This is a genomic window from Saccharopolyspora sp. 6V, assembly GCF_020176785.1.
GTDB lineage: Bacteria > Actinomycetota > Actinomycetes > Mycobacteriales > Pseudonocardiaceae > Saccharopolyspora_C > Saccharopolyspora_C gregorii.
Genome location: NZ_JAIUKB010000014.1, coordinates 1 through 25,002, shown reverse-complemented (window position 1 = coordinate 25,002; position 25,002 = coordinate 1). Strand labels below are relative to the sequence as shown.

Annotated in this window: 22 protein-coding genes; 3 read left to right on the top strand and 19 right to left on the bottom strand. The window is 72.8% G+C overall.

Annotated elements, in window-relative coordinates:
• Positions 1–39: 39 nt before the first annotated feature.
• From nuoK to LCD35_RS02560, 14 genes are all read right to left on the bottom strand, one after another.
• Entirely contained in the window at positions 40–339 is a 300-nt protein-coding gene (nuoK, locus tag LCD35_RS02625; protein WP_184476123.1) for an NADH-quinone oxidoreductase subunit NuoK, read from the bottom strand.
• Complete coding sequence (locus LCD35_RS02620; RefSeq protein WP_224967088.1) at positions 336–1,289, bottom strand: NADH-quinone oxidoreductase subunit J; 954 nt, start codon at positions 1,287–1,289, stop codon at positions 336–338. Before LCD35_RS02620 ends, nuoK begins: the two co-directional genes overlap by 4 nt.
• Positions 1,289–1,849: an NADH-quinone oxidoreductase subunit NuoI gene (gene nuoI / locus LCD35_RS02615; protein WP_224956932.1), complete on the bottom strand. Its 561-nt coding sequence runs from the start codon at positions 1,847–1,849 to the stop codon at positions 1,289–1,291. The genes LCD35_RS02620 and nuoI overlap by 1 nt, the downstream gene beginning before the upstream one ends.
• On the bottom strand, positions 1,842–3,134 hold the full coding sequence (gene nuoH, locus LCD35_RS02610) for an NADH-quinone oxidoreductase subunit NuoH (RefSeq protein WP_225043649.1): 1,293 nt from the start codon (positions 3,132–3,134) through the stop codon (positions 1,842–1,844). The genes nuoI and nuoH overlap by 8 nt, the downstream gene beginning before the upstream one ends.
• Positions 3,131–5,701: an NADH-quinone oxidoreductase subunit G gene (locus tag LCD35_RS02605; protein WP_225043648.1), complete on the bottom strand. Its 2,571-nt coding sequence runs from the start codon at positions 5,699–5,701 to the stop codon at positions 3,131–3,133. Before LCD35_RS02605 ends, nuoH begins: the two co-directional genes overlap by 4 nt.
• Positions 5,698–7,020: an NADH-quinone oxidoreductase subunit NuoF gene (gene nuoF / locus LCD35_RS02600; RefSeq protein WP_224956938.1), complete on the bottom strand. Its 1,323-nt coding sequence runs from the start codon at positions 7,018–7,020 to the stop codon at positions 5,698–5,700. The genes LCD35_RS02605 and nuoF overlap by 4 nt, the downstream gene beginning before the upstream one ends.
• Before the next feature lie 6 nt (positions 7,021–7,026).
• Positions 7,027–7,794, bottom strand: coding sequence for an NADH-quinone oxidoreductase subunit NuoE (gene nuoE / locus LCD35_RS02595; RefSeq protein WP_224956940.1), 768 nt, complete (start codon positions 7,792–7,794; stop codon positions 7,027–7,029).
• Entirely contained in the window at positions 7,791–9,134 is a 1,344-nt protein-coding gene (locus LCD35_RS02590) for an NADH-quinone oxidoreductase subunit D (protein WP_224956941.1), read from the bottom strand. Before LCD35_RS02590 ends, nuoE begins: the two co-directional genes overlap by 4 nt.
• A gap of 52 nt (positions 9,135–9,186) precedes the next feature.
• Positions 9,187–9,963 carry an NADH-quinone oxidoreductase subunit C gene (locus tag LCD35_RS02585; RefSeq protein ID WP_224956943.1) on the bottom strand — a complete coding sequence of 259 codons (777 nt, stop codon included), beginning with the start codon at positions 9,961–9,963 and terminating at the stop codon, positions 9,187–9,189.
• A 5-nt stretch (positions 9,964–9,968) separates the two neighbouring features.
• Positions 9,969–10,649, bottom strand: a complete 681-nt coding sequence (locus LCD35_RS02580; RefSeq protein WP_224956944.1) for an NADH-quinone oxidoreductase subunit B family protein — start codon at positions 10,647–10,649, stop codon at positions 9,969–9,971.
• A 70-nt stretch (positions 10,650–10,719) separates the two neighbouring features.
• Positions 10,720–11,109, bottom strand: a complete 390-nt coding sequence (locus LCD35_RS02575; protein ID WP_224956945.1) for an NADH-quinone oxidoreductase subunit A — start codon at positions 11,107–11,109, stop codon at positions 10,720–10,722.
• Positions 11,110–11,267: 158 nt separating this feature from the next.
• Entirely contained in the window at positions 11,268–12,566 is a 1,299-nt protein-coding gene (locus tag LCD35_RS02570; protein WP_224967083.1) for a geranylgeranyl reductase family protein, read from the bottom strand.
• 677 nt (positions 12,567–13,243) lie between these two features.
• Complete coding sequence (locus LCD35_RS02565; RefSeq protein WP_224977481.1) at positions 13,244–13,930, bottom strand: demethylmenaquinone methyltransferase; 687 nt, start codon at positions 13,928–13,930, stop codon at positions 13,244–13,246.
• A gap of 26 nt (positions 13,931–13,956) precedes the next feature.
• Positions 13,957–15,072 (bottom strand): glycosyltransferase family 1 protein, encoded by a 1,116-nt coding sequence (locus tag LCD35_RS02560; protein ID WP_308011214.1) that lies wholly within the window; start codon positions 15,070–15,072, stop codon positions 13,957–13,959.
• Positions 15,073–15,275: 203 nt separating this feature from the next.
• Here LCD35_RS02560 and LCD35_RS02555 point away from each other — a divergent pair, with 203 nt between their 5' ends.
• Positions 15,276–16,142, top strand: coding sequence for an inositol monophosphatase family protein (locus tag LCD35_RS02555; protein ID WP_224956949.1), 867 nt, complete (start codon positions 15,276–15,278; stop codon positions 16,140–16,142).
• A 38-nt stretch (positions 16,143–16,180) separates the two neighbouring features.
• On the opposite strand, the gene LCD35_RS02550 is transcribed toward LCD35_RS02555, so the two are convergent.
• The 3 genes from LCD35_RS02550 to LCD35_RS02540 form a co-directional block, all read right to left on the bottom strand.
• Positions 16,181–16,885, bottom strand: coding sequence for a hypothetical protein (locus LCD35_RS02550; RefSeq protein WP_224956950.1), 705 nt, complete (start codon positions 16,883–16,885; stop codon positions 16,181–16,183).
• Between the two features lie 69 nt (positions 16,886–16,954).
• Complete coding sequence (gene paaC, locus LCD35_RS02545; protein WP_224956952.1) at positions 16,955–17,917, bottom strand: 1,2-phenylacetyl-CoA epoxidase subunit PaaC; 963 nt, start codon at positions 17,915–17,917, stop codon at positions 16,955–16,957.
• 150 nt (positions 17,918–18,067) lie between these two features.
• A complete protein-coding gene (locus LCD35_RS02540; protein WP_224956953.1) occupies positions 18,068–18,556 on the bottom strand; it encodes a DUF3592 domain-containing protein in 489 nt (162 codons plus the stop codon).
• A 61-nt stretch (positions 18,557–18,617) separates the two neighbouring features.
• Here LCD35_RS02540 and LCD35_RS02535 point away from each other — a divergent pair, with 61 nt between their 5' ends.
• Positions 18,618–19,907 carry an isochorismate synthase MenF gene (locus LCD35_RS02535; RefSeq protein ID WP_224977483.1) on the top strand — a complete coding sequence of 430 codons (1,290 nt, stop codon included), beginning with the start codon at positions 18,618–18,620 and terminating at the stop codon, positions 19,905–19,907.
• Positions 19,908–19,988: 81 nt separating this feature from the next.
• On the opposite strand, the gene LCD35_RS02530 is transcribed toward LCD35_RS02535, so the two are convergent.
• Together LCD35_RS02530 and menD are read right to left on the bottom strand one after the other, a co-directional pair.
• On the bottom strand, positions 19,989–21,491 hold the full coding sequence (locus LCD35_RS02530; protein ID WP_224956955.1) for a M1 family metallopeptidase: 1,503 nt from the start codon (positions 21,489–21,491) through the stop codon (positions 19,989–19,991).
• A 467-nt stretch (positions 21,492–21,958) separates the two neighbouring features.
• On the bottom strand, positions 21,959–23,635 hold the full coding sequence (menD, locus tag LCD35_RS02525; protein WP_224967076.1) for a 2-succinyl-5-enolpyruvyl-6-hydroxy-3-cyclohexene-1-carboxylic-acid synthase: 1,677 nt from the start codon (positions 23,633–23,635) through the stop codon (positions 21,959–21,961).
• A 171-nt stretch (positions 23,636–23,806) separates the two neighbouring features.
• Here menD and LCD35_RS02520 point away from each other — a divergent pair, with 171 nt between their 5' ends.
• The gene (locus LCD35_RS02520; protein ID WP_224956957.1) at positions 23,807–24,730 is read left to right on the top strand and encodes a 1,4-dihydroxy-2-naphthoyl-CoA synthase; all 924 of its coding nucleotides are present in this window, start codon (positions 23,807–23,809) and stop codon (positions 24,728–24,730) included.
• Positions 24,731–25,002: the final 272 nt, after the last annotated feature.

Sequence of the window (25,002 nt, the reverse complement as noted above, 5' to 3'; positions counted from 1 at the left end):
CGGGTGCGCGGCGCGCCGGCCGCGGGGGCGGGCATGGCGCTAGTACTTGAGGAGGTTGGCGTCGTCGACCGAGGCCGAGCGGCGGGTCCGGAAGATCGACATGATGATCGCGAGGCCGACCACGACTTCCGCGGCGGCGACGACCATCACGAAGAACGCCATCACCTGCCCGTGCACCGAGCCCTCGATGCGGGCGAAGGTGACCAGCGTCAGGTTCACCGCGTTGAGCATCAGCTCGATGCACATGAACACGACGATGGCGTTGCGCCGCACCAGCACGCCGACGGCGCCGATACTGAACAGCAGCGCGGACAGCAGCAGGTAGTAGGTGGGGGTCATCGCCGGACCTCCTCGGGGGACGCGTGGCCGGAGCCGGAGCGGCCGTTGCTGCCGTCCTCGCCGCGGTCGTCCGGGGTCCCGGGCTCCGGCGCGTCGAGGTCCGGTGCCGGTTCCCCGGGGTCGCGGGGCCGATCGGTGAGCGCGTGCGGATCGGCTCCGCCGTCCTTGCCCGCGATGGCGTCGCGTTCGGCGGTGAGCCGTTCGACCGGCAGGTTGTCGAGGATCTCGGACAGCGACTCGGGCGCCACCGAGCCGTCCGGCAGCAGCGCCGGGGTCGCCACCGAGTTCGCGGTGGCGTACACGCCGGGGCCGGGCAACGGCGAGGACCGGTCGCCGCGCAGCCGCGCTTCGACGCGTTCCCGCTGGCTGATCCGCGCGGCGCGTCCCTTGCCGCCGTAGGCGAGCACCATCGCGCCCAGCGCGGCGGTGATCAGCAGCGCCGAGGTCAGCTCGAACGGGAACAGGTAGTCGGTGAAGATCAGCGCGCCGAGCCCGCCCGCACCGCCGCCGCGCGCGGACCACGGGTCCAGCGGTGCGGCGACCGGCACGTCGGTGAGCGCCCTGGCCAGCCCGGTCACCAGCAGCAGCGCGAACGCGACCCCGGCGACGGCGGCCCACAGCCGCTGCCCGCGCAGCACCTCCACCACCGAGTCCGAGGAGTCGCGGCCCACCATCATCAGCACGAACAGGAACAGCATCATGATCGCGCCGGTGTAGACGATGATCTGGGTGAAGCCGAGGAAGGGCGCGCTCTGCGCCATGTACAGCACGCCGAGGCTCAGCATGGTCAGCACCAGGAACAGCGCGGAGTGCACCGCGCCGCGCGAGAACACCATGCCCAGCGCCCCGACCAGGGCCAGCGGCCCGAGGATCCAGAACGCCGCGGCCTCGCCCGCGCCGACCACGTCCGCGGCCTGCTGCTGGGCGAGCACCGCAGTTGCCGTGAGCATCACCGCCGCGCCTCCTCGTGCCCGGTCTCCACGGTTTCGCCTTCGGGCACGCCGCTGCGCCGCGCGAGCTCGGGCCCGCGCACGTAGTAGTCCTGCTCGTCCTCGCCGAGCCGCATCGGGTGCGGCGGCTGCTCCATGCCGGGCAGCAGCGGGGCCAGCAGGTCCTCCTTGGTGTAGATGAGGTGCTGCCGGTCGTCGTCGGCGGTCTCGTACTCGTTCGTCATGGTCAGCGAGCGGGTCGGGCACGCCTCGATGCACAGGCCGCAGCCGATGCAGCGCAGGTAGTTGATCTGGTAGTCGGCCCCGTAGCGCTCCCCCGGCGAGTAGCGCTCGTCCTCGGTGTTGTCCCCGCCCTCGACGAAGATCGCATCCGCGGGGCAGGCCCAGGCGCACAGCTCGCAGCCCACGCACTTCTCCAGCCCGTCCGGGTGCCGGTTGAGCTGGTGGCGACCGTGGAACCGGGGTGCGGTGACCTTCTTGACTTCGGGGTACTCCTCGGTGACGACCTTCTTGAACATCGTCGAGAAGGTGACGCCGAAACCTTTCAGCGGATCAAACACGGCCCGCTCCCTCCTTCGAGGCGTCGTCGGCCCCGGACGGCGGCACCGGGGTGCGCCGCGGTGGGGTCGGGGGCACTTGCAGGTCCAGCGGCGGGACGGGGAACCCGCTGCCCGCCATGGGCGCTTCCGGTTCTTCCGGTTCGGGCCGCTTGCGGTCCGGGACGAGGAAGGCCGCGGCGATGAGCACCACCAGCACCACGCCGCCGACGACCAGGAACGTCGTCGAGTCGACGCCCTGCTCGTTGCGGACCGCGCGGATCACGGTGACCACCACGATCCACACCAGGCTCAGCGGGACGAGGACCTTCCAGCCGAGGTTCATGAACTGGTCGTAGCGCAGCCGCGGCAGCGTGGCGCGCAGCCACACGAACACGAACAGGAACGCCAGCGTCTTCCCGAGGAACCACAGCACCGGCCACCAGCCGGTGTTGAGCACCCCGCCGCCGATCAGGCTCAGCGGCCACGGCGCGTGCCAGCCGCCGAGGAACAGCGTGGTGGCGAGGGCGGAGACGGTGACCATGTTGATGTACTCGGCGAGGAAGAACAGCGCGAACTTCAGCGAGGAGTACTCGGTGTGGAAGCCGCCGACCAGTTCGGATTCGGCTTCCGGCAGGTCGAACGGGGCGCGGTTGGTCTCGCCGACCATCGCCACCACGTAGACCAGGAAGCTGAACGGCAGCACGAGTGCGAACCAGCCGCTGGTCTGCGCTTCGACGATGCCCGCGGTGGACAGCGTGCCCGCGTACATGATCACGGCGACGAACGAGAGGCCCATCGCGATCTCGTAGGAGATGACCTGCGCGGCGGAGCGCAGCGAGCCCAGCAGCGGGTACGGCGATCCGGAGGACCAGCCGGCGAGCACGATGCCGTAGACGCCGATGGAGGCGCTGGCCAGCACCACGAGCAGCCCCACCGGCAGTTCCACCAGCTGCAGCGCGGTGCGCTCGCCGAAGATCGTGACCTCCGGGCCGATCGGGATCACCGAGAACGACACCAGCGCGGGCGTCGCGGAGATCACCGGGGCGAGGAAGTACACCCACTTGTCGGCCAGCACCGGCCGGATGTCCTCCTTGAACGCGAGCTTCAGCCCGTCGGCCAGGGATTGCAGGATGCCGAACGGTCCGGCGCGGTTCGGTCCGGGACGGTGCTGCATGCGGCCGATGACGCGGCGCTCGGCCCAGATCGTCAGCAGCGTCATCAGCACCAGGAAGGCGAAGATCGCCACGACCTTGATCAGGATCAGCCAGATCGGGTCGTCGGCGAGCAGTTCGGCGGTGCGCGTCATGACCGGCTCCTCTCCGGGCCGCCGAAGCCGAGCCCGGTGCCGCCGTGGCCGTTCGCACCGTGCCCGTTGGTCCCGTGCCCGTTGCCGCCGTGCCCGTTCGCGAGCGGCCCGGCGGGGGCGAGCGCGACGGGCGCGCCGTGCCCGACGCCCAGCAGCCGGTTCACCTTCGACGGTCCGGAGTCCATCGGCAGCCACACCACGTCGTCGGGCATGTCGGTGAACCGCGCTTCGAGCGTGATCGACCCGCGGTCGCCGCGGACTTCGACCTGCTGGCGCTCCAACAGCCCGAGCCGCCGCGCGGTGGCCGGGGACAGCATCGCCACGGTGTCCCGCCGGGTGCCCGCGAGGTTCGGTTCGTCGTCCTGCAGCGAGCCGTCGTCCAGCAGCCGCCGCCAGGTGGCCAGCAGCACGCGGCCCGGCCCGGGTGGCGCGACGGGCCGCACCTGCTCGTCCGGGGCGGGTGGCCGGGCGCGCCCGCCGGTGCCGAGCCGGTCCAGTTCGGCGCGGACCGCGGCGGGGCTCTGGGTGAACAGGTCGGCGTCCATCTCGACCGCGAGGGTGTCCAGCACCCGGCAGTCCGGCAGCGCGCCGGTTCCTTCGATGGTGATGCGGAATTCGCGGCGGCGGCCCTCCCAGTTCAGGTAGGTGCCGGACTTCTCCGAGCTCGGCGCGATGGGCAGCACCACGTCGGCGCGTTCGGTGACTGCGCTGGGACGCAGTTCGAGGCTCACCACGAAGTCGGCGCGGTCCAAGGCCTGCCGAGCCAGTTCCGGGTCGGGCAGGTCGTCCGGGTCGACGCCGCCGACGAGCAGTCCGGCGAGGTCGCCGCGCGCGGCGGCGCGCAGGATGCCGTCGGTGTCCCGCCCGGGCGCGCCGGGCAGGCTGTCGGCGTCCACGCCCCAGGTCTGGGCGACCTCGGCGCAGGCGGTGAGGTCGCCGACGGCGCGGCCGCCGGGCAGCAGCGTGGGCAGCGCACCGGCTTCGACGGCGCCGCGTTCGCCCGCGCGGCGCGGGATCCACGCGACCCGCGCGCCGGTGCGGGCCGCGGTGCGGGTGACCTCGGAGAGCAGTCCGGGGATCTGCGCGGCCCGCTCGCCGACGACGAGCACCGCTCCCCCGGCCCGCAGCGCTTCGTCCACTTCGGACGGGAGCTCGGCCAGCGCGGCGGCCTCCCCGCCGGGCGGGCACGGCAGCAGCGCGCCGGTGCGCACCGGACCGCCACCGCTCATGATCCGCGTCGTCTTCTCCACGCCCGGCGAGTTCCACTGCCCGAGGTGGAAGACCTTCGTGCTCCCCTTGCGGGCCGCCTTGCGCAGCCGCAGGAACACGCTCGGCGACTCCTCCTCCGGTTCGAAGGCGACGCACAGCACGGCGGGCGCGGCCTCCAGGTCGGCGAAGGTCACCGCGCCCGCACCGGGCCCGGTGCCGACGACGGCGGACTCCAGGAACGCGAGCTCCTCGTCCGAGTGCGCCCTGGCGCGAGCGTCGACGTCGTTGGTGCGCAACGCGATCCGCGCGAACTTCGCGTAGGCGTAGGCGTCCTCCTCGGTCAACCGGCCGCCGGGCAGCACCCCGACGCCGCGGTCGTCGCGCGCCCGCAGCAGCCCGTCGGCGGCGACGCGCAGCGCCTCCGTCCAGGACGCGGTCCGCAGCTCACCGCCCTCGCGCACCATCGGCCGCAGGAAGCGGTCCGCGGCGGTGGCGTAGCGGAACGCGAACCGGCCCTTGTCGCAGAGCCACTCCTCGTTGACCTCCGGGTCGTCCCCGGCGAGCCGCCGCATCACCTTGCCGCGCCGCCAGTCGGTGCGCGTCGCGCAGCCCGACGAGCAGTGCTCGCACACGGCCGGCGTGGACACCAGGTCGAACGGCCGGGAGCGGAACCGGTAGGCGGCGCTGGTCAGCGCGCCCACCGGGCAGATCTGGATGGTGTTGCCGGAGAAGTACGACTGGAACGGCTGCTGCTCGGCGATGCCGATCTGCTGCACCGCCCCGCGCTCCAGCAGTTCGATGAACGGGTCGCCCGCGATCTGCTTGGAGAACCGGGTGCAGCGCTGGCACAGCACGCAGCGCTCCCGGTCCAGCAGCACCTGGGTGGAGATCGGCACCGGCTTGACGAAGGTCCGCTTGGTGTCGTGGAACCGGGATTCGGCGCGGCCGTGCTTGAGCGCCTGGTTCTGCAGCGGGCACTCGCCGCCCTTGTCGCAGATCGGGCAGTCCAGCGGGTGGTTGATCAGCAGCAGTTCCATCACGCCCTGCTGCGCCTTGTCGGCGACCGGCGAGGTCTGCTGCGTCTTCACCACCATGCCGTCGGCGACGGTCATCGTGCAGGAGGCCTGCGGCTTGGGCATCGCCCGGCCGTTCATCTCCACTTCCACCAGGCACTGCCTGCACGCGCCCGCCGGGTCGAGCAGCGGGTGGTCGCAGAACCGGGGGATGACGATGCCCATCCGCTCCGCGGTGCGGATCAGCAGCTCGCCCTTGGGGGCGTCGACTTCGACGCCGTCGATCGTCAGCCGGACGTGCCCCTCGGGGACCGGCTTGGTCTCACGCTCGGATGCCACCGTCATCGGGCCGCTCCTGCCAGTGCGGGCTCGCCCGGCTCCGCGCCGGGCCGGTTCTGCTGACACAGCGCGAGGAATTCCTCGCGGAAGTACTTGATGCCGCTGGTGATCGGGCTGACCGCACCGTCACCGAGGGCGCAGAAGGAGCGGCCGAAGATGTTGTCGCAGACGTCGAGCAGGGTGTCGATGTCCTCTTCGGTGCCGTGCCCCTCGACCATGCGCTCCAGGACCTGGGCGAGCCAGAAGGTGCCCTCCCGGCAGGGGGTGCACTTGCCGCAGGACTCGTGCTCGTAGAACTGCGTCCACTTCATCACCGCCCACGGCACGGACACGGTCTCGTTGAACACCATCAGCGCCGTGGTGCCCAGCATCGAGCCCGCTTCGGCGGCGCCCTCGAAGTCCAGCGGCACGTCCAGGTGCTCGGCGGTGAACAGCGGGGTGGACGAGCCGCCAGGGGTCCAGAACTTGAGCGGGACCCCGTCCTTCATGCCGCCCGCCAGCTCCAGCAGCTGCCGCAGCGTGGTGCCCAGCGGGGCCTCGTACTGGCCGGGGTTCTCGACGTGCCCGGACAGCGAGTAGATCTTCGGGCCGGGCGACTTCTCCCGTCCCATGCTGCGGAACCAGTCGGAGCCGCCGTTGACGATGAACGGCACCGAGGCGATGGTCTCCACGTTGTTCACCGTGGTCGGGCACGCGTAGAGCCCGGCGGCGGCGGGGAACGGCGGTTTCAGCCGCGGCTGCCCGCGCTTGCCCTCCAGCGAATCGAGCAGCGCCGTCTCCTCGCCGCAGATGTAGGCGCCGGCCCCGGCGTGCACCACGATGTCGCAGTCGAAACCGGAGCCGAGGATGTCCTTGCCCAGGTAGCCCGCGGCGTAGGCCTCCTGCACGGCGTTGTTCAACCGGCGGATGCAGTGCAGCGCCTCACCGCGCACGTAGATCGCCGAGAAGTGCGAGCGCATCGCGTAGCAGGCGATGATCACGCCCTCCACCAGCGAGTGCGGGTCGGCCATCATCAGCGGGATGTCCTTGCAGGTGCCCGGTTCGCCCTCGTCGGCGTTGACCACGAGGTAGTGCGGCTTCACCGGTTCCTTCGGCATGAAGCTCCACTTCACGCCCGCCGGGAACCCGGCGCCGCCACGGCCGCGCAGGCCCGCGGCCTTCACCAGTTCGACCAGCTCGTCGGGCGTGGCGCGCAACGCCTTGCGCAGCGCGGTGTAGCCCTCCAGCTGCTCGTAGGTGCGGAGGCTCCAGGAGGTCGGCGACAACCACCGCTTGGTCAGCACCGGGGTGAGGTCGTCGGGCTTGGGGGAGTTCGCGTCGGTCATGTCCACTCACTCCTTCTCCGGCAGCGGCGGGATCTGCGCGTCGTCCGGCATCGGCGGCGCGGTCCAGCCGCGCTGCTGCGCCAGGTGCGCGCCGCGGACCGTCTCGGGGGCGGCCGAGGGGCCGTCCACGGTGTCCTCCAGCCGGGCGCCGGGCCGGTCGAAGAACCCGGCGAGCTGGCGCTCGGTGCGGCGGAAGTCGGTGAGCGGTGCGCCGCGCGTCGGGTCCGGCTTCTCCCCGCGCTGCAAGGACTTCACCAGTTCCAGCGCCGCTTCCGGGCTCTGCTTGTCGTAGTACTCGTAGTCGACCTGCAGCACCGGGGCGTGGTCGCAGGCCGCGAGGCATTCGGCGTGCTCCAGCGTCAGCGAGCCCGGTTCGCCCGGCGTGCCGGAGGTCTCGTCGTGGCCGACGCCGAGGTGCTCGGACACCTTCGCGTAGATGGCGTCGCCGCCCAGGGCGGCGCACAGCGTGTTGGTGCACACGCTGACCAGGTGCTCGCCGCACGGCTTGCGCTTGTACATCGTGTAGAAGGTGGCGACCGCGCTGACCTCGGCGGCGGACAGCGCCAGCTGCTCGGCGCAGAACTCGATGCCCTCGGTGCTGACGTGGCCCTGCTCGGACTGCACGAGGTGCAGCATCGGCAGCAGCGCCGACCGCGCCTCCGGGTAGCGCTCGACGATGCGCTTCGCGTCGGCGCGCACGTCCTCGCCGAACACCGGCGCGCCCGGCGGGCTCAGCACGTGCTCGGTGGTGGTGAAATCGAACTGCTCGGTCATCGGTCCACCCCGCCCATCACCGGGTCGATCGAGGCCACTGCCGCGATCACGTCCGCGACCAGGCCGCCCTCGGCCATCGCCGGGAACGCCTGGAGGTTCACGAAGCTCGGTTCCCGCACGTGCACCCGCATCGGCCGGGTGCCGCCGTCGGAGACCAAGTGGTAACCCAGCTCGCCGCGCGGCGACTCCACCGGCGAGTACACCTGCCCCGGGGGCACGTCGAAGCCCTCGGTGACCAGCTTGAAGTGGTGGATCAGCGATTCCATCGACTGGCCCATGATCTTGCGGACGTGCTCCAGGGAGTTGCCCATGCCGTCCGGCCCGATGCTCAGCTTCGCCGGCCACGCGATCTTCGGGTCGTCCACCATCACCGGGCCGGGCTCGAAGGCGTCCAGGCACTGCCGGATGATCTTCAGCGACTGGTGGATCTCCTCCAGCCGCAGCAGGAACCGGGCGAAGCAGTCCGCGTCGGTGCTCGTCGGCACCTCGAACTCGAAGTTCTCGTAACCGCAGTACGGCTCGATCTTGCGCAGGTCCCAGGCGATGCCCGCCGAGCGCAGCAGCGGCCCGGTCACGCCCAGCTGCAGGCAGCCGTCCAGCGGCAGGTACCCGACGTCCTTGAGCCGCTGCTTCCAGATCGGCTGGCCGGAGAACAGCTTCGCGTAGTCCGGCAGCCGCTTGTCCATGACCTTGATGAACTCCAGCACCTTCTCCCGGTAGTTCTCCGGGAGGTCCTGGGCCACCCCGCCCGGCCGGATGAACGCGTGGTTCATCCGCAGCCCGGTGAGGAACTCCAGCAGGTGCAGCACTTCCTCGCGATCGCGGAACCCGAAGGTCATGCCGGTGGTGGAGCCCAGCTCCATCGCGCCGGTCGCCATGAACACCAGGTGCGAGGAGATCCGGTTCAGCTCCATCAGCATGATCCGGAAGGTCTGCGCCCGCGTCGGCGCCTCGACCCCGAGCAGCTTCTCCACGCCCAGGCAGTACGCCGCCTCGTTGTACAGCGGCGCCAGGTAGTCCATCCGCGTGACGAAGGTGACGCCCTGGGTCCAGGTGCGGTACTCGGTGTTCTTCTCGATCCCGGTGTGCAGGTAGCCGATCACCGAGCGGGCCTGGGTGACGGTCTCGCCTTCGAGTTCCAGCACCAGCCGCAGCACCCCGTGCGTGGACGGGTGCTGCGGGCCGAGGTTGATGACGACGCGCTCGGAATCCGCCGCCTCGTCGATGAACTCGTCCCAGTCGCCGCCGGTGACGGTGTAGACGCGGCCTTCCGTCGTCTCGCGCGACGCCGCGTGCCTGCCGGGGTCCGTGGTGGGATCGGTCAGTGGTTCGGTGGTCATGTTCAGCACCTCTCCGCGTGCTGCCTGCCGTGGCCGTGCGGTCCGCGGAACCTCATGAGTAGGCCCGCCGCTGGTCGGGCGGCGGTATCTCGGCGCCCTTGTACTCGACGGGGATGCCGCCGAGCGGGTAGTCCTTGCGCTGCGGGTGCCCGTCCCAGTCGTCCGGCATCAAGATCCGGGTGAGCGCGGGGTGCCCGTCGTAGACCAGGCCGAACATGTCCCAGGCCTCGCGCTCCTGGAAGTCCGCCGTCGGGTACACGGACACGACCGACGGCAGGTGCGGGTCGTCGACGTCGACGGCCACCTCCAGCCGGATGCGGCGGCGGTAGGTCATCGAGGTCAGGTGGTAGACCGAGTGCAGCCGCTGCGGCACCTCCGGCCCGTAGTCCACGCCGGACACCGAGCTGCACAGCTCGAAGCGCAGCGCCGGGTCGTCGCGCAGCGAGGAGCAGGTGGCCACCAGGTGCTCGCGGTCCACGTAGAAGGTGATCTCCCCGCGGTCCACGGTCACCTGCTGCACCGCCGAGTCGATCCCCTTGCCGCGCAGCGAATCCAGCAGCGCGTCCGCCACCTCGTCGAACCAACCGCCGAACGGCCGCTCGGCCGGGGCGGGCAGGTGCGCGGGCAGCCGCAGCCCGCCGTAGCCGGAGGTGTCGCCGCTGCCGCGCACGCCGAACATGCCCTGCCGCTCGCGTCCCGCGACGATCGGTTCCCGCGGCTCGGCGATCGCGCCCGAACCGGAACGCACCGGTTCGAGGCCCTCGCCGGGCCGGTCCGCGCTGGAACCCTTCTCGCCGGGGTCCGGGGTGGTCCGCTTCGAGTCGGTCATGCCGCTCACCTGCCCGCGCCGAGTTGCCGCTGCGTCTGCTCCCGCTGCGCGTCGGTCTCGACGGCGAGCGGGCCTTCCGCGCCCATCTCCTGGCGCTGCGCCAGCTGCTGCCGCTCAGCGCGCTTGCGCTGCGAGCGGTTCTTCGGCGCGTAGCGCTCGGAGGAGGCGATGAGTTCGGTGCGAGCCCCGGTCTCGGCGCGCAGCGCGGCGCGCTTGGCGTTGATCGGCTCGTCCATGATCTTGGCGTGCAGCTTGAGGATCGCGTCGAGCAGCATCTCCGGCCGCGGCGGACAACCCGGCAGGTACATGTCCACCGGCACCACGTGGTCCACGCCCTGCACCACGGCGTAGTTGTTGAACATGCCCCCGGTGGAAGCGCACACGCCCATCGCCAGCACCCAGCGCGGCTCCGGCATCTGGTCGTAGATCTGCCGCAGGACCGGGGCCATCTTGTTGGTCACCCGACCGGCGACGATCATCAGATCGGCCTGCCGCGGGGTGGCGGAGAAGCGCTCCATGCCGAACCGGGCGATGTCGTAGCGGGAACCGCCGACCGTCATCATCTCGATCGCGCAGCAGGCCAACCCGAAGGTCGCCGGCCACATCGAGGTCTTCCGGGTCCAGTTGACGAGCTTCTCCACGTTGGCCAACAGGATGCCGTTGGGCAGCTGCTCTTCGAGGCCCATCTCGGCACTCCTTCCGCTGTCGCCATTGAGAACGGTCAGTGCTCGCTCAGGCCCGCCCGGGCCCGGGCGCCTAGTTCCAGTCGAGGCCTCCGCGCCGCCACACGTAGACGTAGGCGAATCCGACGGTCGCGATGAACAGCACGACCTCGGCCACGCCGAACAGCCCGAGGGAGTCCGCGGAGACCGCGAACGGGTAGAGGAAGACCATTTCGATGTCGAAGAGGATGAACAGCATCGCCGTGAGGTAGTAGGCGACCGGCATCCGGCCGCCGCCCATCACCGGCTGCGGGGAAGGCTCGATCCCGCACTCGTAGGCATCGAGCTTCGCCCTGTTGTAGCGGCGGGGGCCGACCAGTGGCGCGATGCTCACCGAGAACACCGCGAATCCCAGCGCCAGCGCGAACATCAGCACCAGCGGGATGTACGGGTCCAGCACGCCCGAAGCGCCTGCCTCGCCCATGGCACCGCCCTCCTTCGCTGCCCCCGCCGAGACGAACGTCACGTCTGCGGCGTCAGGTGCGCACTCTATGCGGTCGGACGTAACCGCTCCGCAGTGAGGCGAACCTAACTTTATGACTTCTCACACAATCACGTGACCATCTGACCAGACTCCAGCAGTCAGGCGCTAGGGGTGAGCCGAGTAGTGGCGCTGATCACACGGTCCATCGTGTCCCCATCGCGCACGTCGTACAGATTTGCCAGCAGCTTCAACACGAAACGCATCAGCAACGGCCGCGGCAACCCGTGCTTGGTGGCCATCCGCATCACCGTCGGATTGCCAATCAACTTGCTGAAGATGTTCCCGAGCCGGAAGTAGCCGCCCATCGCGTCGGACACCGCACCCGGGTACCGGAGCAGCGCGTGCTCCCGCGAAGGGCCCGCCGGTCGTGCGTACGCGTGGACCACGCACTCCGCCGCCAACCGGGCGGATTCCATGGCGTACGCGATGCCCTCGCCGTTGAACGGGTTGACCATGCCGCCGGCGTCCCCGACGAGCAGCAGCCCGTCCCGGTAGTGCGGCGTGCGGTTGAAGCCCATCGGCAGCGCGGCGCCGCCGATCTTGCCGGTGGCGTTCTCCTCCCGGAAACCCCACTCCTCCGGGGTCCCGTCCAGCCAGGAGCGCAACAGCTGGCGGTAGTCGGTCTTGCCGTAGGACTTCGACGTCGACAGCACGCCCAGCCCCACGTTCACCGTCCCGTCGCCCATGCCGAAGATCCAGCCGTAGCCCGGCATCAGCTTCGGCTCGGCGGGCGTCGACCGGTCCCACAGCTCCAGGTGCGACTCCAGGAAGTCGTCCTTGCTGCGCGGGCTGTCGTAGTAGCGGCGCACCGCCACGCCCATCGGGCGGTCCTCGCGCTTCTCGATGCCCATCGACAACGCCAGGCGGGCCGACACGCCGTCGCACCCGAGCACCAGCGGCGCCCGGTAGGTCACCGGCTGGCGGTCCGGGCCGGTCTTCGCGGCGACCCCGTCGATGCGGCCGGTCCGCTCATTCCGGACGGCTCCGGTCACCGTGGTCTGCTGCACCATCCGGGCGCCCGCGCGTTCCGCCCCGCGGGCGAGCAGGTCGTCGAAGTCGTTGCGCGGACGGACCACGCCGTAGGGCGGGAAGTCGGCGAGCTCCGGCCAGTCCAGCTCGATGTTCACGCCGCCGCCGACCACGCGCAGACCCCGGTTGTGCAGCCAGCCGGCCTCCTCCCGGGTGTCGATGCCGAGGTCGATCAGCTGCTTGACGCCGCGCGGCGTGATGCCGTCGCCGCACACCTTCTCCCTGGGGAAGACGCTCTTCTCCAGCAGCAGCACGTCGAGGCCCGCGCGAGCCAGGTACGTCGCCGCCGTCGAACCGGCCGGCCCGGCACCGACGACGATCACGTCGGCGTCGTCGTTCGGTCGGCGTCGGGGGGTGGCGCTGGTCATGACACTCCTTGATAGCCGTGCAGTTGCGGTGTCGAGCCACGGCGCCAGGCACGCGGACCGCACCCGGCACCCGCTCCGGTGCCGCGCACCCGAGCGGTTCCGCCGTGACCCGGTGAACCCGCCCGCTTGTGAACGAGTTCACTATCTCCGCCGAGTCTAGGCCTGCGGAAGCACTCGATCGACCCCGCGAGATAGGCCGCTCGGGTGACCGTCCTCGCAGGTGAGGCGTATCTCCGGGGCGCCGGAGGGCACCGGGCCACCCGCACGCCGCAGCGCCGCCAGGATCACCGGGTGCGGAACGGTTCCACGCCCGGGCCTCAGCGGCGCCCGCAGGCGCAGGGGGCGGGCGCGATGGACGGCGGCGGTCGGGTGCTCGCAGCACGACGGGCCAGGACGCGGCTCCCGGGCAACGCACCGAACGCGGAGGATGCGCGCTCCGGAGGTTCAGAACACGCGAAGGCCCACTACCCGCCCAGCGGGTCTTGGCCGTTGCCTGTCAGCGGCGAAGCCGATGAGCTGCCGACCACCAGAGCAACCGGGCCACCCGCGGGTTCTCAGCTGCTTCCTCGCGAGGACAACGATTTCTCCTGTGGCGGAGCCACCGGTGAAATCGATCCCGCAGCGAGGGGCCAGCTGAGGTTCCGCCACCCGAGCGCAGCTCGAAGGGAGCGCCGGACTCAGGCCTTGAAAGCGCGGTGCACGGCGACGGCGCCGCCCATCAGGTCGCGCCACGCCACCTTCGACCAGCCGGCCTCGCCGATCTTCGCGGCCAGCGCCCGCTGGTCCGGCCAGGAGCGGATCGACTCCGCCAGGTACACGTACGCGTCCGGGTTCGAGGACACCGCGCGGGCGATCGGCGGCAGCGCGCGCATCACGTAGTTCATGTAGACGGTGCGGAACGGCTCCCAGGTGGGGGTGGAGAACTCGCACACCACGAGCCGCCCGCCGGGGCGCACCACCCGCGCCATCTCGCGCAGGCCCGCCACCGTGTCCACCACGTTGCGCAGCCCGAACGAGATCGTCGCCGCGTCGAAGGAGGCGTCCGCGAACGGCAGCCGCAGCGCGTCGGCCGCCACCATCGGGAGCCCGCGGTCCCGGCCCACCGACAGCATGCCCAGCGAGAAGTCCGCGGCCACGCACCACGCGCCGGACTTCGCCAGCTCCGCGGTGGACACGCCGCTGCCCGCGGCCAGGTCCAGGATGCGCTCGTGCGGCCGCGGGTCCAGCGCCTGCCGGGTGATCTGCCGCCAGCGCCGGTCCTGCCCGAACGACATCACGGTGTTCGTCAGGTCGTAGCGCTTCGCGACGCCGTCGAACATCGCGGCGACCGCGTGCGGATCCTTGTCCAAACCGGCGCGAGACACGTCGGCAGCTTACGTGCAGCGGGCGCTCAGGCGGCCAGCCGGTCGTCCTGCGGGCGGCCGATGACCTCCGCGTAGTGGCCGATCAACTGCTCGCACAGGGCGGGCCAGGTGCGCTGGGCCACCGAGTCGCGGGCGGCCGCGCCGAACCTCGCCCGCAGCGCCGGGTCCCGCAGCTCCGCCACCGCCGCGCGCAGCCGCCGGGCGTGCGCGTCCGCGTCGTGCGGCGGCAGCAGGTGGCCGGTGCGGCCCGGCAGCACCAGGTCCCGCGGGCCGCCCGCGTCCGGGGCGAGCGCGGGGACCCCGCTGGCCATCGCCTCCTGCACGGACTGGCAGAACGTCTCGTACGGGCCGGTGTGCACGAACACGTCCAGGCTCGCGTAGATCCGGGCGAGCTCCTCGCCGGTGCGCAGGCCGAGGAACGCGGCGCCCGGCAGCTGCGCGGCCAGCTGCTCCCGCTGCGGGCCGTCGCCGACCACCACCACCCGCACCCCGGGCACGCCGTCCAGCGCCGCGAGGCGCTCCACGTGCTTCTCCGGGGCGAGCCTGCCGACGTACCCGATCAGCAGCTCCCCGCCCGGGGCGAGCTCGGCGCGCAGCCGCTCGTCCCGCTTCCCCGGGTGGAACCGGGCCGTGTCCACCCCGCGGCCCCAGCGGTGCACCCGCGGGATGCCGTGCTCGCGCAGCGCTTCCGCCGCCCAGGTGGACGGGGCCAGCGTGCGGTCGGCGGCGCTGTGCAGCCGCCGCGTCCAGCGCCACGCGGCGCGCGCGGTCAACCCCAGCCCGTACGACTCCGCGAACCCGGCCACGTCCGTCTGGTACACCGCGACCGTCGGCACGCCCAGCTTCCGCGCCGCCGCCAGCCCCCGCGCCCCCACCACGAACGGCGAGGCCAGGTGCACCACGTCCGGCCCGAAGTCCGCCAAGCCCTGCAGCAACCGGCGGGTGGGGAACCCGATCGGCAGCGAGGACACCACCGGGATGTCCACGGCGGGCAGCCGCACCACCGGCGTGCCCTCGTGCTCGTCGGGACCCGCGCCCGGGGCGATCACGAGTGCCTGGTCACCGCGGCGGCGCAGGTGCTCCAGCACCCGCAGCACCGAGTTCGTGACCCCGTTGACCTGCGGCAGGAAACTCTCCGACACGATGGCGATCCGCACGAGCGACACCGTCCCGCCCCGCTCCGGCGCCCAGACGACCCCCACGTGACGCATCCCGGAACAGCCGCCGAAGAGCACCCCAACTGCCCCGTGCGGCGCCGCCCGACCCCGCCCGGACGACCGCCGCTCGTCTGGTGTCCACCTGGGCGCAGCCCCGCATACACCGCGGGTGTCGACCCTGGAGCGGCATGACGGTCCTTCCCTCGGAGCCCTCGCACCACATCGAACCCGGCTTGGTCTCCCGCGCGCTGGAAGTGGCCGGGCGGCTCGCGAACGACGCCGCCGACGTCATCACCGCCACCGCGGGACGCGGGGCCCGCCCGGCGGCCACCGAATCGCCCTTCGACTGGGTGACCGACACCGGGCGCACCCTGGAACGGCACACCCGGCGGGTGCTCGGCGACGAGTTCCCGGGAGTGCCGGTGTTCGGCGAGGAGTTCGACTCCGCTCCCGGCTGGTCCACCTCCGTCGCCGACCAGCTCACCGCCCGCTCCGGTTCGTCCCGGTTCCGCTGGTCGGTGGACCCGGTGGACGGCACCGCGAACTACGTGGCCGGGCTGCCGTGGTGCGCCTACAGCCTCGCGATGCTCGACGAACGCGGGCCGCTGGTCGGCGTCGTCGCCGACCCGTACCGGTCCCAGATCTACGCGGCGGCCCGGGACCGCGGGATGCGCGCCAACGGGGTGCCGGTGCGGCTCGCCGACCAGGCCGAGACCCGCGCCGGAATCGTCTGCACCGAGCTGACCCGCAGCGGCCCGTGGCCCGGCATGGACCGGTTCATCAGCAACGCGGCCCGGGCGCAGGTGGGCGTGCGGCTGCTGGGATCACCGGCGCTGGCGATCGCGCAGGTCGCGCTGGGGCACGCCATCGCGGCCGTGCTGGACTCGTACGAGGAGTGGGACGTCGCGGGTGCGCTGGCGCTGGCCGTCGAATCGGGGGCCGCGGTGCTGGACCGCGGTGGGCGCCCGGCGACGCTGCCCGTCGGCGGGCTGCTCGTGGCCGGACCCGCCGTCGCCGGGGACGTCCTCGACTGGTGGCGCCGAGCGACGCCGTGACCGGCCGGGCGCGGTCACCCGCGGCGCGGGTCGCGCTGTCAGGGAGCGGCGAGCGCGGGCGGCGGGGCGTCCTCGCGGGCGAACACCTCGGACATCGGGTGCAGCAGCGGGAACCGGTCGCGCAGGACCGCCACCTCGTGGTGCACCCGCGGCAGATCCGGCGCCGCGACCAGGTCGACCACCACGTGCAGCACGTCCTCGGTGATCGATGCGAAGCGCGCGGCGGCCTCGGCGACCTGGTCCCGCACCCGCCGCAGCACCTCCTGGTCCCGCCGGTCCGCCGACCTCGGATCCAGGTCCGAGCCGCGGCCCACCTCGACGAGCGCCTGCACGCTCGGCAGCTCCGCGTCCATCCGGCGGACCACCACCAGCAGCGCCTCCCGCGCCCGCGCCGAGGACACCGACTCCACCGCGCGCCGGGCGCGCGCCACCGCCTGCTCGCAGCGGTGCAGGTCGCGCACCCAGCCGTCCACGTGGCCCGGTTCGCCGAACCCCCGCGGCGGCGCCGTCCGCTCCTGCGGAGCCGCCGGTGCGGGCTCCGGCACCTCGGGGCGAGCACGTCGCGTCCACGGCCCGGCCCACGCCAGCAGGGTGACCGCGGCGCCCAGGGATCCCGCGACCGTTCCCGCCAGCACTGCCCACCAGAAACCGTTCATCTCCAGCCGCGCCTTCCGCTCGGTTCCCGTCGGACCAGCGCTCGCCCCCAAGGCGATCCGGCGGACCCACCGGGTTCGTCCCGGCATCACACCCACCTTGCCCGCCGGGTCGGCGCGGGGCCTCGGGGAAAGTACTCAACCGCGGAAACGGAACGATCACGGCTCGACCGGGTCGGCGCGCACCAGGTACTGCATGTCGGCGACGACGAACGGCATCGACTCGGTGTGCGCGCCCCACCGCCCACCGGTGCCCTCCGGCGGTGCTTCGCCGAGGGGCGGCAGCTCCAGCCGGGCGACCGACGCCGCCTCGTCCAACGCCGCGGCGACCTCACCGCGCACCGCGTCCGGACGCACCGCGCACCCGGCCTCGGCGAGCCTGCGCTCCACCGGGTGCACCGCGAACAGCTCCCCCGACAGCGGCCACACCCGGTGCAACGCCTCCTGCATCCGCAGCCGCGACTCGGGAGCGCGGTCCCCGAGCCGGATCATCCACTGCTCGGCGTGCTCGCGGTGCCGCAGCAGCACCCGCCAGGTGCGCGCCGCGATCGCCGAGAGCACCGGATCGCGGGTCGCGGCGAGCCGGGCGAACACCGCGTGCCGCCAGGCCGCGAACAGCAGCAACCGGGCCGTGCTGGTCGCGAAGTCACCACCGGGCCCCGGCCCGCAATCGATCTCGGCGAGCCGCACGTTGCGGAAGTCCCCGCTGTCGCGGTGGTAGGCCAGCAGGTCCGCGTCCCGGCCCGCGCCCTCCAGCTCCGCGGCCCGCTCCAGCAGCGCCCGCGCCTGGCCGAGCAGGTCCGCCGTGATCGCGGCCAGCGCGGCGCCCTCCTCCAGGTCCGGCCCGCGCACCCCCCAGCCGGACAGGCGGTGCGCCAGCAGCAGCGCGTCGTCGCCCAGCATCAAGCAGTACCCGGCGAGATCGGCCGGATCCGCCCCGGCCGGGACGGTCCGGGTCACCGCCGCGGTGACGGGAGCCGCGAGGACCCAGTCCGGCCGGTACGACTCCGGCGCCGACCGGCCCGGTCCTCCCGGCTCGACCGCCGCCGCGGGCCACCACTCGGGACCACCTGCGGAAGGACGCGGCGGTCGCCCGCCGGTTCCGAAGTTCACCGTGCCCATACGCGCTCACCCACCTCGCGGGGGCCGCACCGGAGTGCGGGCTGGACCGCTGGTCGCGAGACCACTCGTGGGACCACCCGCCGCGGCGGGATCACCCGGGCCCACTGTGACCGCGGTGCCGGGCGGAGCGGAAGGGGCGGAATTCCCGGTTCAGGCCGCGGCCGGGCGCTCCCGGCGCAGCAACCAGTGCGCGGCGCCGAGGACCAGCCACGTCCCGGCGAGGGACGCCGCGACCGGCAGCAGCGACAGCACCATGCCGCGCCCGGCCACCCGGACCAGGTCGGGGTTGCGGGTGTCGTACTCGACGCGGACGAACTGGCCCTGCTGCAGGCCGCCGGGGTACAGCACGCCGTCCTGCGGGATGTGCACCCGGCCTTCGGGCGTGGTGAAGCGGATGACGGTGCGGGTCAGCGACGTGCTGACCACTTCGGCCACCCCGTCGCCGCGGGACTCGGTGATGGTCCGGTCGTCGATCGCGCAAGCGCCGATCACGGACAGGCCCAGCACGGTCAGCAGCACGCCGAGTACCAGGACGCCGCGGGCGGCGGTGCGGCGGATGCGCCGCGCTGGCCACCGGGTGCCCGGACCGCTCTCCGCGGTCTGCTCGGACTCGCCCGGGAACTCCTGTTCGCTCGCCACGATCGCCGATTGTAGGAGCCGCGCGGTGACCACCACGGGCCGCCGCACCTAGGCTCGTCGCGTGGCGCCCTCCCCGACTCCGCTGACCGTCCGCACCTCGGTGCTCCCCGACGACGACCCCCGGCGCACCGCGCCGCTGCTGGAGCTGCTGCCGGACGAGGCCCCGCTGAGCTGGGTGCGCGACGGGGCGGGTCTGGTCGGCTGGGGCTGCGCGGCGCGGTTGACGACGTCCGGGCCGGAGCGGTTCGCCGCCGCCGACGAGTGGTGGCACGCGCTGTGCGCGGCCGCGGACGTGCGGGACGAGGTGCGGCTGCCGGGCAGCGGCCCGGTCGCGTTCACCAGCTTCGCGTTCGCGGACCGGCCGGGGGACTCGGTCGTGGTGGTGCCGGAGGTCGTGGTGGGCTGCCGGGACGGCGTCCGCTGGATCACCACCGTCGGCGATCCGGCCCGGCGACCGGTCCGGCCGGTTCGCGAGCCCGGCGCGGTGCGGTACGAGCCGGGCGCGGTGTCGGCGGCGGACTACCGGCGGTCGGTGGCGGAGGCGGTGCGGATCCTGGAACCGGCCGGGGCCGGCGATCCGGACGGGGTGCGCAAGGTGGTGCTGGCGCACGACCTGCTCGCCACCGCGGCGGAGCCGCTGGACGCCCGCTACCTGCTGCGCAACCTCGCCGCGCGCTACCCGGGGTGCTGGACCTTCGCGGTGGACGGGCTGGTCGGGGCGACGCCGGAGCTGCTGCTGGAGCGCACCGGGCGGCACGTCCGGTCCCGGGTGCTGGCCGGGACGAGCTGGCCGCGGCCCGGGGTCGGCGCCGACGAGCTGGCGTCCGGCCTGCTGGCCTCGGTGAAGGACCTCTCCGAGCACGCGTTCGCCGCCGAGTCGCTGGCCGCGGAACTGCGCCCGTTCTGCGCGGCCCTGTCGGTCCCGGAGCACCCCGAGGTGCTCCGGCTGCGCAACGTGTTGCACCTGGCCTCGCACATCACGGGTGAATTGCACGAGCACGCCGCGGACAACGGGGTCGCGGCGCTGCTGCGGCTGGCCGCCGCGGTGCACCCGAGCGCGGCCGTCGGGGGCACGCCGACTCCCGCCGCGGTGCGGCTGATCGAGCGCCTGGAGGCCATGGACCGCGGCCGCTACAGCGGCCCGGTCGGCTGGGTCGACGGCGCCGGCAACGGGGAGCTCGGCATCGCGCTGCGCTGCGCGCAGCTGGAGACCGCGGACGGCGCGACCGGGGGCCGCCGGGCCCGGCTGTTCGCCGGGTGCGGCATCGTCGCCGGGTCCGATCCGGACGCGGAGGTGCTGGAGGCGGCGGCGAAGCTCCGGCCGATCCGAGACGCGCTCGCCGACGACTGACGGCCGGCCCGGGTGGCTCGGGCGGCGGACCGCTAGGTTCCGCCGCCCGACCCGTCCCGGCCGGCCTGCGCCGTCACACGATCAGTGGTGGTCGTGCACGAGCGCGTGGGTCGCGTCGATCTCGGCGACCGACTTCGGCGGCACCACCGCTGCCCTGGTCGCCGAGGCCGGGATCCCGTTCTCCGGGGTGGCCGCGGGCTTGCCGGGGGTGAACAGCCAGTTCTGGAAGAACTCGTCGAGCTGTCGGCCGGAGCGCTGCTCGGCCAGCTCGATGAACTCCTCCACGGTGCCGGTGGAGTACCGGTTGTCCTGCACCCAGGTGCGCACCACGTCGAGCAGCGCGTCCGGGCCGATGACGTTGCTCAGCGCGTGCACGGTGAGCGCCCCGCGGTCGTAGACGGCGTCGCTGAAGATGTTCTCCGGCCCGGGTTCACCGGGGGCGATCTGCCAGAACGGGTCGTCGGCGGGCAGCGAGGAGTAGTAGTGGTCGAACAGCTCCTGCGCGGTGCCGGTGCCCTGCTGCTCCGACCACAGCCACTCGGCGTAGCTGGCGAAGCCCTCGTTCAGCCAGATGTCGCGCCAGGTGTCGACGGACACGGAGTCGCCGAACCACTGGTGGGCGTTCTCGTGCACGACGACGGACGTGTTCGCGCCCTTCGCGAAGAACTTGGGGCTGTAGGTCGGCCGGGTCTGGTTCTCCAGCGCGAAGCTGAGGCCTTCTGCCGGGACCACGCCGCCCTGGGCCTCGAACGGGTACTCGCCGAGCAGCCCGGAGAGGAATTCCAGCACTTCCGGGGTGCGTTCGACGCTGGCCTTGGCCGCGCCTTCGACGTCGCCGAGCCCGTCGGCGTAGGCGGTGACGAAGGGCTGGCCGAAAGCGCCGGGCTTGGTGTTGATCTCGTACTGCCCGATGCCGAGGAAAGCCAGGTACGTCGCGGTCGGCTTGGTGGTCCGCCACTTCCAGGTGGTCCGGCCGGCCAGCGTGGAGGTGTCGGTGTTCACGCCGTTCGACAGCACCTCGGTGCCTTCCGGCACGTCCACGGCGATGTCGAAGGTGGCCTTGTCCCGCGGGTGGTCGTTGCCGGGGAACCACCACGCGGAGATCTCCGGTTCGCCGACTGCGAGGGCGCCGTCGGCGGTGCGGATCCACGGGTTGAGGCCGTCGACCTCGACGGCGGACGGCACGCCCTCGTACTCGACGACGAACGTGGACTGGCGCCCGGCGGGCAGCTCCTCGGGCGGGGTGACGGTGAGCTCGGTGCCCCGCTGCTCGAAGGTCGACGGGGCGCCGTTGACCCGGATCGACTTCACCGGCAGTGCGAAGTCCAGGTTGAACGCGGTGAGGTCCTGGGTCGGGTTCGCCACGATCGTCGTGGTCCCGGCGAGGTGGTCGTCCTTCGGTTCGTAGCGCAGCCGCACGTCGTAGTGCGCCACGTCGTAGCCGCCGTTGCCGTACTCGGGGAAGTACGGGTCGCCCGCGCCGGGCGCGCCGGGACTGCCGGCTCCGGCGAAGGCGGGGGTCGCCACGAAGGCCGCCGCGCAGCACGCGGCCACCGCCGCCCGCAGACCGGTTCGCTTGAACACAGAGCACCTCCGGCAAGATCAGCTGTTTTCCAGCAGCGTACGAACGTGATCAGGGCGGCGCGAGCACCCGAACGCGGGGCTTTTCACCAGTTCTGGGTGAACGGCGCGCAGCCGGCGCCGGCTTTCGTCCCAGCCGCCCGCCCGACGGGTGGTGGCCGGACCCCGCCCGCGCGGCTCCCGCCCAGCTCATCGGGGGTGCGAGTGTTCGGCGAGCAGCCGAGCCCGGGCCCGAGACCCGGCAGGTTCCGCGCGGTCGACCGGTGGCCGGAAGCACTCCCGCGCCCTCTCACCAGGTGGGAGGAACCGGTCCAGAAGTGCCCGTGCGAGGCCGGGGGCGGTGTCGCGCCCACAGCGGGCACGGGACCGCAGCGGGTACCGGGCCGGGAGGCACCGGATCGCGGGTGTACCGATCGCGACCGGGCACCGGTTCCGGAGCGGATACCGGACCGCGAACGGCCCCGAACGGGTCAGCCGAGCAGCGCCGAGTGCACCGCGGCCTGCAACCGCGCGTGCAGGCTCCTGGTCTGCGAGCGGTCGGCCTGGATCTCCACCACCCGCAGCCCCGGTGGCCCGTGCAGCGCCGCCGGGAACTCCGAGCGCTGCCGCACCCGCACGTGCTCCACGCCGTGCGCCGCGCACAGCTGCGCGAGGTCGGTGCCGTGCGGGGTGCCGAAGACCCGCTCGAACGAGTCGCGGTGCTCCGGGCCGCCCTGCTCCAGCAGCGAGAAGATGCCGCCGCCGTCGTCGTTGAGCACCACGATGGTGAGGTCCGGGCGCTGCTCCTGCGGCCCCAGCAGCAGGCCGTTGCCGTCGTGCAGGAACGTGAGGTCGCCCAGCAGCGCGTAGGTCGGTCCGTCGTGCGCCAGCGCCGCGCCGATCGCGGTGGACACCGTGCCGTCGATCCCCGCCACCCCGCGGTTGCGGTGCACCGCCACGTCCGGCCGGTGTCGTGCGGCCAGCGCCACGTCCCGGCTCGGGTTCGACGAACCGAGCACCAGCAACGACCGCTCCGGCAGTTCGTCGACCAGGTCGCGGGCGAGCACCGGCCCGTTCGGCCAGCGCTCCAGGTCCAGCGCCGCGTGCAGCGCGGCGGCGACCTTGTGGTCGGCCTGCTGCCAGGCGGTGAGCCAGTGCGGGTCGGCCTCGCGGACGGGCCCGGCGCCGAAGGTGTGCGCGATCTCGCGCACCGCGTGCCCCGGCGACGGCCAGTCCACGTCCCCGCCGTGCGCCAGCAGCACCTCCACCCCGGCGTCGGTCAGCAGCGACTGCACCTGGCGGAACACGGTCGGCCTGCCGACGCAGAGCACCTGCTCGGGGCGGTGCTCGCGCACGAACTCGGGCTGGTTCAGCAACCACATCCCGGTGCTGATGGCCGCACCACCGGCGAGCCCGACCCCGCCGGTCTCGGAGACGACGGGCCAGCCGTACCGCTCGCCCCACTCCCCCGCGGCGTCGGCGCTGCCGTCCGCGGCGAGCACCAGTCCCCGCCGGGCGGCCGGCGCGTGCAGGCTGCTCGGGTGGGCGCCGTCGCCGCAGATCTCGATCCACGGCGCCCCGTCGTCGCGCCCGGACAGCGGCTCGCACCACGTGGTGTCCCCGGTGGGCACCAGCGGTTCGCGGAACGGCAGGTTCAGGTGCACCGGTCCGGAGCGGGCCGACCCGAGCGAGGCGTGCCAGGCGCGGCAGACCTGGCTGCGCCAGTACGCCTGCTGCCCGGGCCGGTTCTCGGCCACGCCGAGCTCGTCGAACATCCGCACCTGCGGTCCGAACATCCGGTGCTGGTCGATGGTCTGGTTGGCCCCGGCCGCGCGCAGCTCCGGCGGGCGGTCCGCGGTGAGCACGATCAGCGGGATGCCCGCCTGCGCCGCCTCGCTGACCGCCGGGTGCAGGTTCGCCGCAGCGGTGCCCGAGGTCCCGGCCACCACCACCGGCCGACCGCTGCGCGCCGCGATCCCCAGGGCCAGGAATCCGGCGCTGCGCTCGTCGATGCGGACGTGCAACCGGATCCGGCGCTCCTGCGCGGCGCGGTGCAGCGCGAACGAGAGCGGCGCGTTGCGCGACCCCGGGGAGAGCACCACGTGCCGGACCTGGTTGCGGATCAGCTCGTCGACAATGACCTCGGCCTGTGCCGTGGACGGATTCAACCCATCACCCCGGACTCCCTCGCACGCTGCCTGCCGACCGCTTCCAGTGTCGCCGCAACCGCCGAGCCCCTTCGACCCGGTGGCCCCCCGGACGAGCGAAGTGCAGCCGCTCACACCGGTCGGCGCCCTCCTGGTGTTCATCACGCCGAGGCGGCACCTATTGTCCCAGGCGTGCTGAACTCGCCTGTCTCCGAGCTGTTCGACCCGGCCGCGTGGGAACCCGTCAGCGGGTTCGACTTCACCGACATCACGTACCACCGGTGCGTGGAGGACGGTCCCGGGCGCGGCACCGTGCGCGTCGCCTTCGACCGCCCCGAGGTGCGCAACGCCTTCCGCCCGCACACCGTCGACGAGCTGTACCGCGCGCTCGACCACGCCCGGATGAGCAGCGATGTCGGCTGCGTCCTGCTGACCGGGAACGGGCCCTCGCCGAAGGACGGCGGCTGGGCGTTCTGCTCCGGCGGGGACCAGCGGATCCGCGGCCGTTCCGGCTACCAGTACGCCGCCGGTGAGACCGCCGAGACCGTGGACCCCGCGCGGGCCGGCCGGCTGCACATCCTCGAGGTGCAGCGGCTGATCCGGTTCATGCCGAAGCTGGTGGTCGCGGTCGTGCCGGGCTGGGCCGCCGGGGGCGGGCACAGCCTGCACGTGGTGTGCGACCTCACCCTCGCCAGCGCCGAGCACGCCCGCTTCAAGCAGACCGACGCCGACGTCGGCAGCTTCGACGGCGGCTTCGGCAGCGCCTACCTCGCCCGGCAGGTCGGGCAGAAGTTCGCCCGCGAGATCTTCGCCCTCGGCCGCGCCTACGACGCCGAGCAGGCGCACCGGATGGGGATGGTCAACGAGGTCGTGCCGCACGCGGAACTGGAGGCGACCGCCCTGCAGTGGGCACGGGAGATCAACGGCAAGTCGCCCACCGCGCAGCGCATGCTGAAGTACGCGTTCAACGCGATCGACGACGGCCTGGTCGGACAGCAGTTGTTCGCCGGTGAGACCACCCGGCTGGCCTACATGACCGACGAGGCCGTCGAGGGCAGGGACTCGTTCCTGGAGCGCCGGGACCCGGACTGGACGCCGTTCCCCTGGTACTACTGACCGGCCCCGGGCCGCCGTGGTCCGCCCGCCGATCGGGAAACCGCAGGAGTTCATCGTCCGCACCGCCTTCGCTCGCAGGTCGCTACTCCCCCAACATCGACCCCGGCAGTCGAACAGTTGAGCGATCTCATCCGAACTGGTGAGCGATCGCACTCCGCCGCCCACCCCCCCCCCCCCCCCGCCGGCGGGGGGGGCGATGAGTGCTGCAATAAGCACCCCCCACCAAAAAATCCCCCTGACCCTAACCCCCCAGCGCAGGGGCCGCCCGGCAC

What these genes read in the sequence shown, in the direction of transcription:
- nuoE (WP_224956940.1), bottom strand. Translation starts at nt 7,794, where the DNA reads ATGACCGAGCAGTTCGATTTCACCACCACCGAGCACGTGCTGAGCCCG.
- LCD35_RS02550 (WP_224956950.1), bottom strand. Translation starts at nt 16,885, where the DNA reads ATGCCGGGACGAACCCGGTGGGTCCGCCGGATCGCCTTGGGGGCGAGC.
- LCD35_RS02580 (WP_224956944.1), bottom strand. Translation starts at nt 10,649, where the DNA reads ATGGGCCTCGAAGAGCAGCTGCCCAACGGCATCCTGTTGGCCAACGTG.
- nuoH (WP_225043649.1), bottom strand. Translation starts at nt 3,134, where the DNA reads ATGACGCGCACCGCCGAACTGCTCGCCGACGACCCGATCTGGCTGATC.
- nuoK (WP_184476123.1), bottom strand. Translation starts at nt 339, where the DNA reads ATGACCCCCACCTACTACCTGCTGCTGTCCGCGCTGCTGTTCAGTATC.
- LCD35_RS02585 (WP_224956943.1), bottom strand. Translation starts at nt 9,963, where the DNA reads ATGACCGACTCGAAGCGGACCACCCCGGACCCCGGCGAGAAGGGTTCC.
- LCD35_RS02590 (WP_224956941.1), bottom strand. Translation starts at nt 9,134, where the DNA reads ATGACCACCGAACCACTGACCGATCCCACCACGGACCCCGGCAGGCAC.
- LCD35_RS02605 (WP_225043648.1), bottom strand. Translation starts at nt 5,701, where the DNA reads ATGACGGTGGCATCCGAGCGTGAGACCAAGCCGGTCCCCGAGGGGCAC.
- LCD35_RS02620 (WP_224967088.1), bottom strand. Translation starts at nt 1,289, where the DNA reads ATGCTCACGGCAACTGCGGTGCTCGCCCAGCAGCAGGCCGCGGACGTG.
- LCD35_RS02555 (WP_224956949.1), top strand. Translation starts at nt 15,276, where the DNA reads ATGACGGTCCTTCCCTCGGAGCCCTCGCACCACATCGAACCCGGCTTG.
- LCD35_RS02575 (WP_224956945.1), bottom strand. Translation starts at nt 11,109, where the DNA reads ATGGGCGAGGCAGGCGCTTCGGGCGTGCTGGACCCGTACATCCCGCTG.
- LCD35_RS02570 (WP_224967083.1), bottom strand. Translation starts at nt 12,566, where the DNA reads ATGACCAGCGCCACCCCCCGACGCCGACCGAACGACGACGCCGACGTG.
- paaC (WP_224956952.1), bottom strand. Translation starts at nt 17,917, where the DNA reads ATGGGCACGGTGAACTTCGGAACCGGCGGGCGACCGCCGCGTCCTTCC.
- nuoF (WP_224956938.1), bottom strand. Translation starts at nt 7,020, where the DNA reads ATGACCGACGCGAACTCCCCCAAGCCCGACGACCTCACCCCGGTGCTG.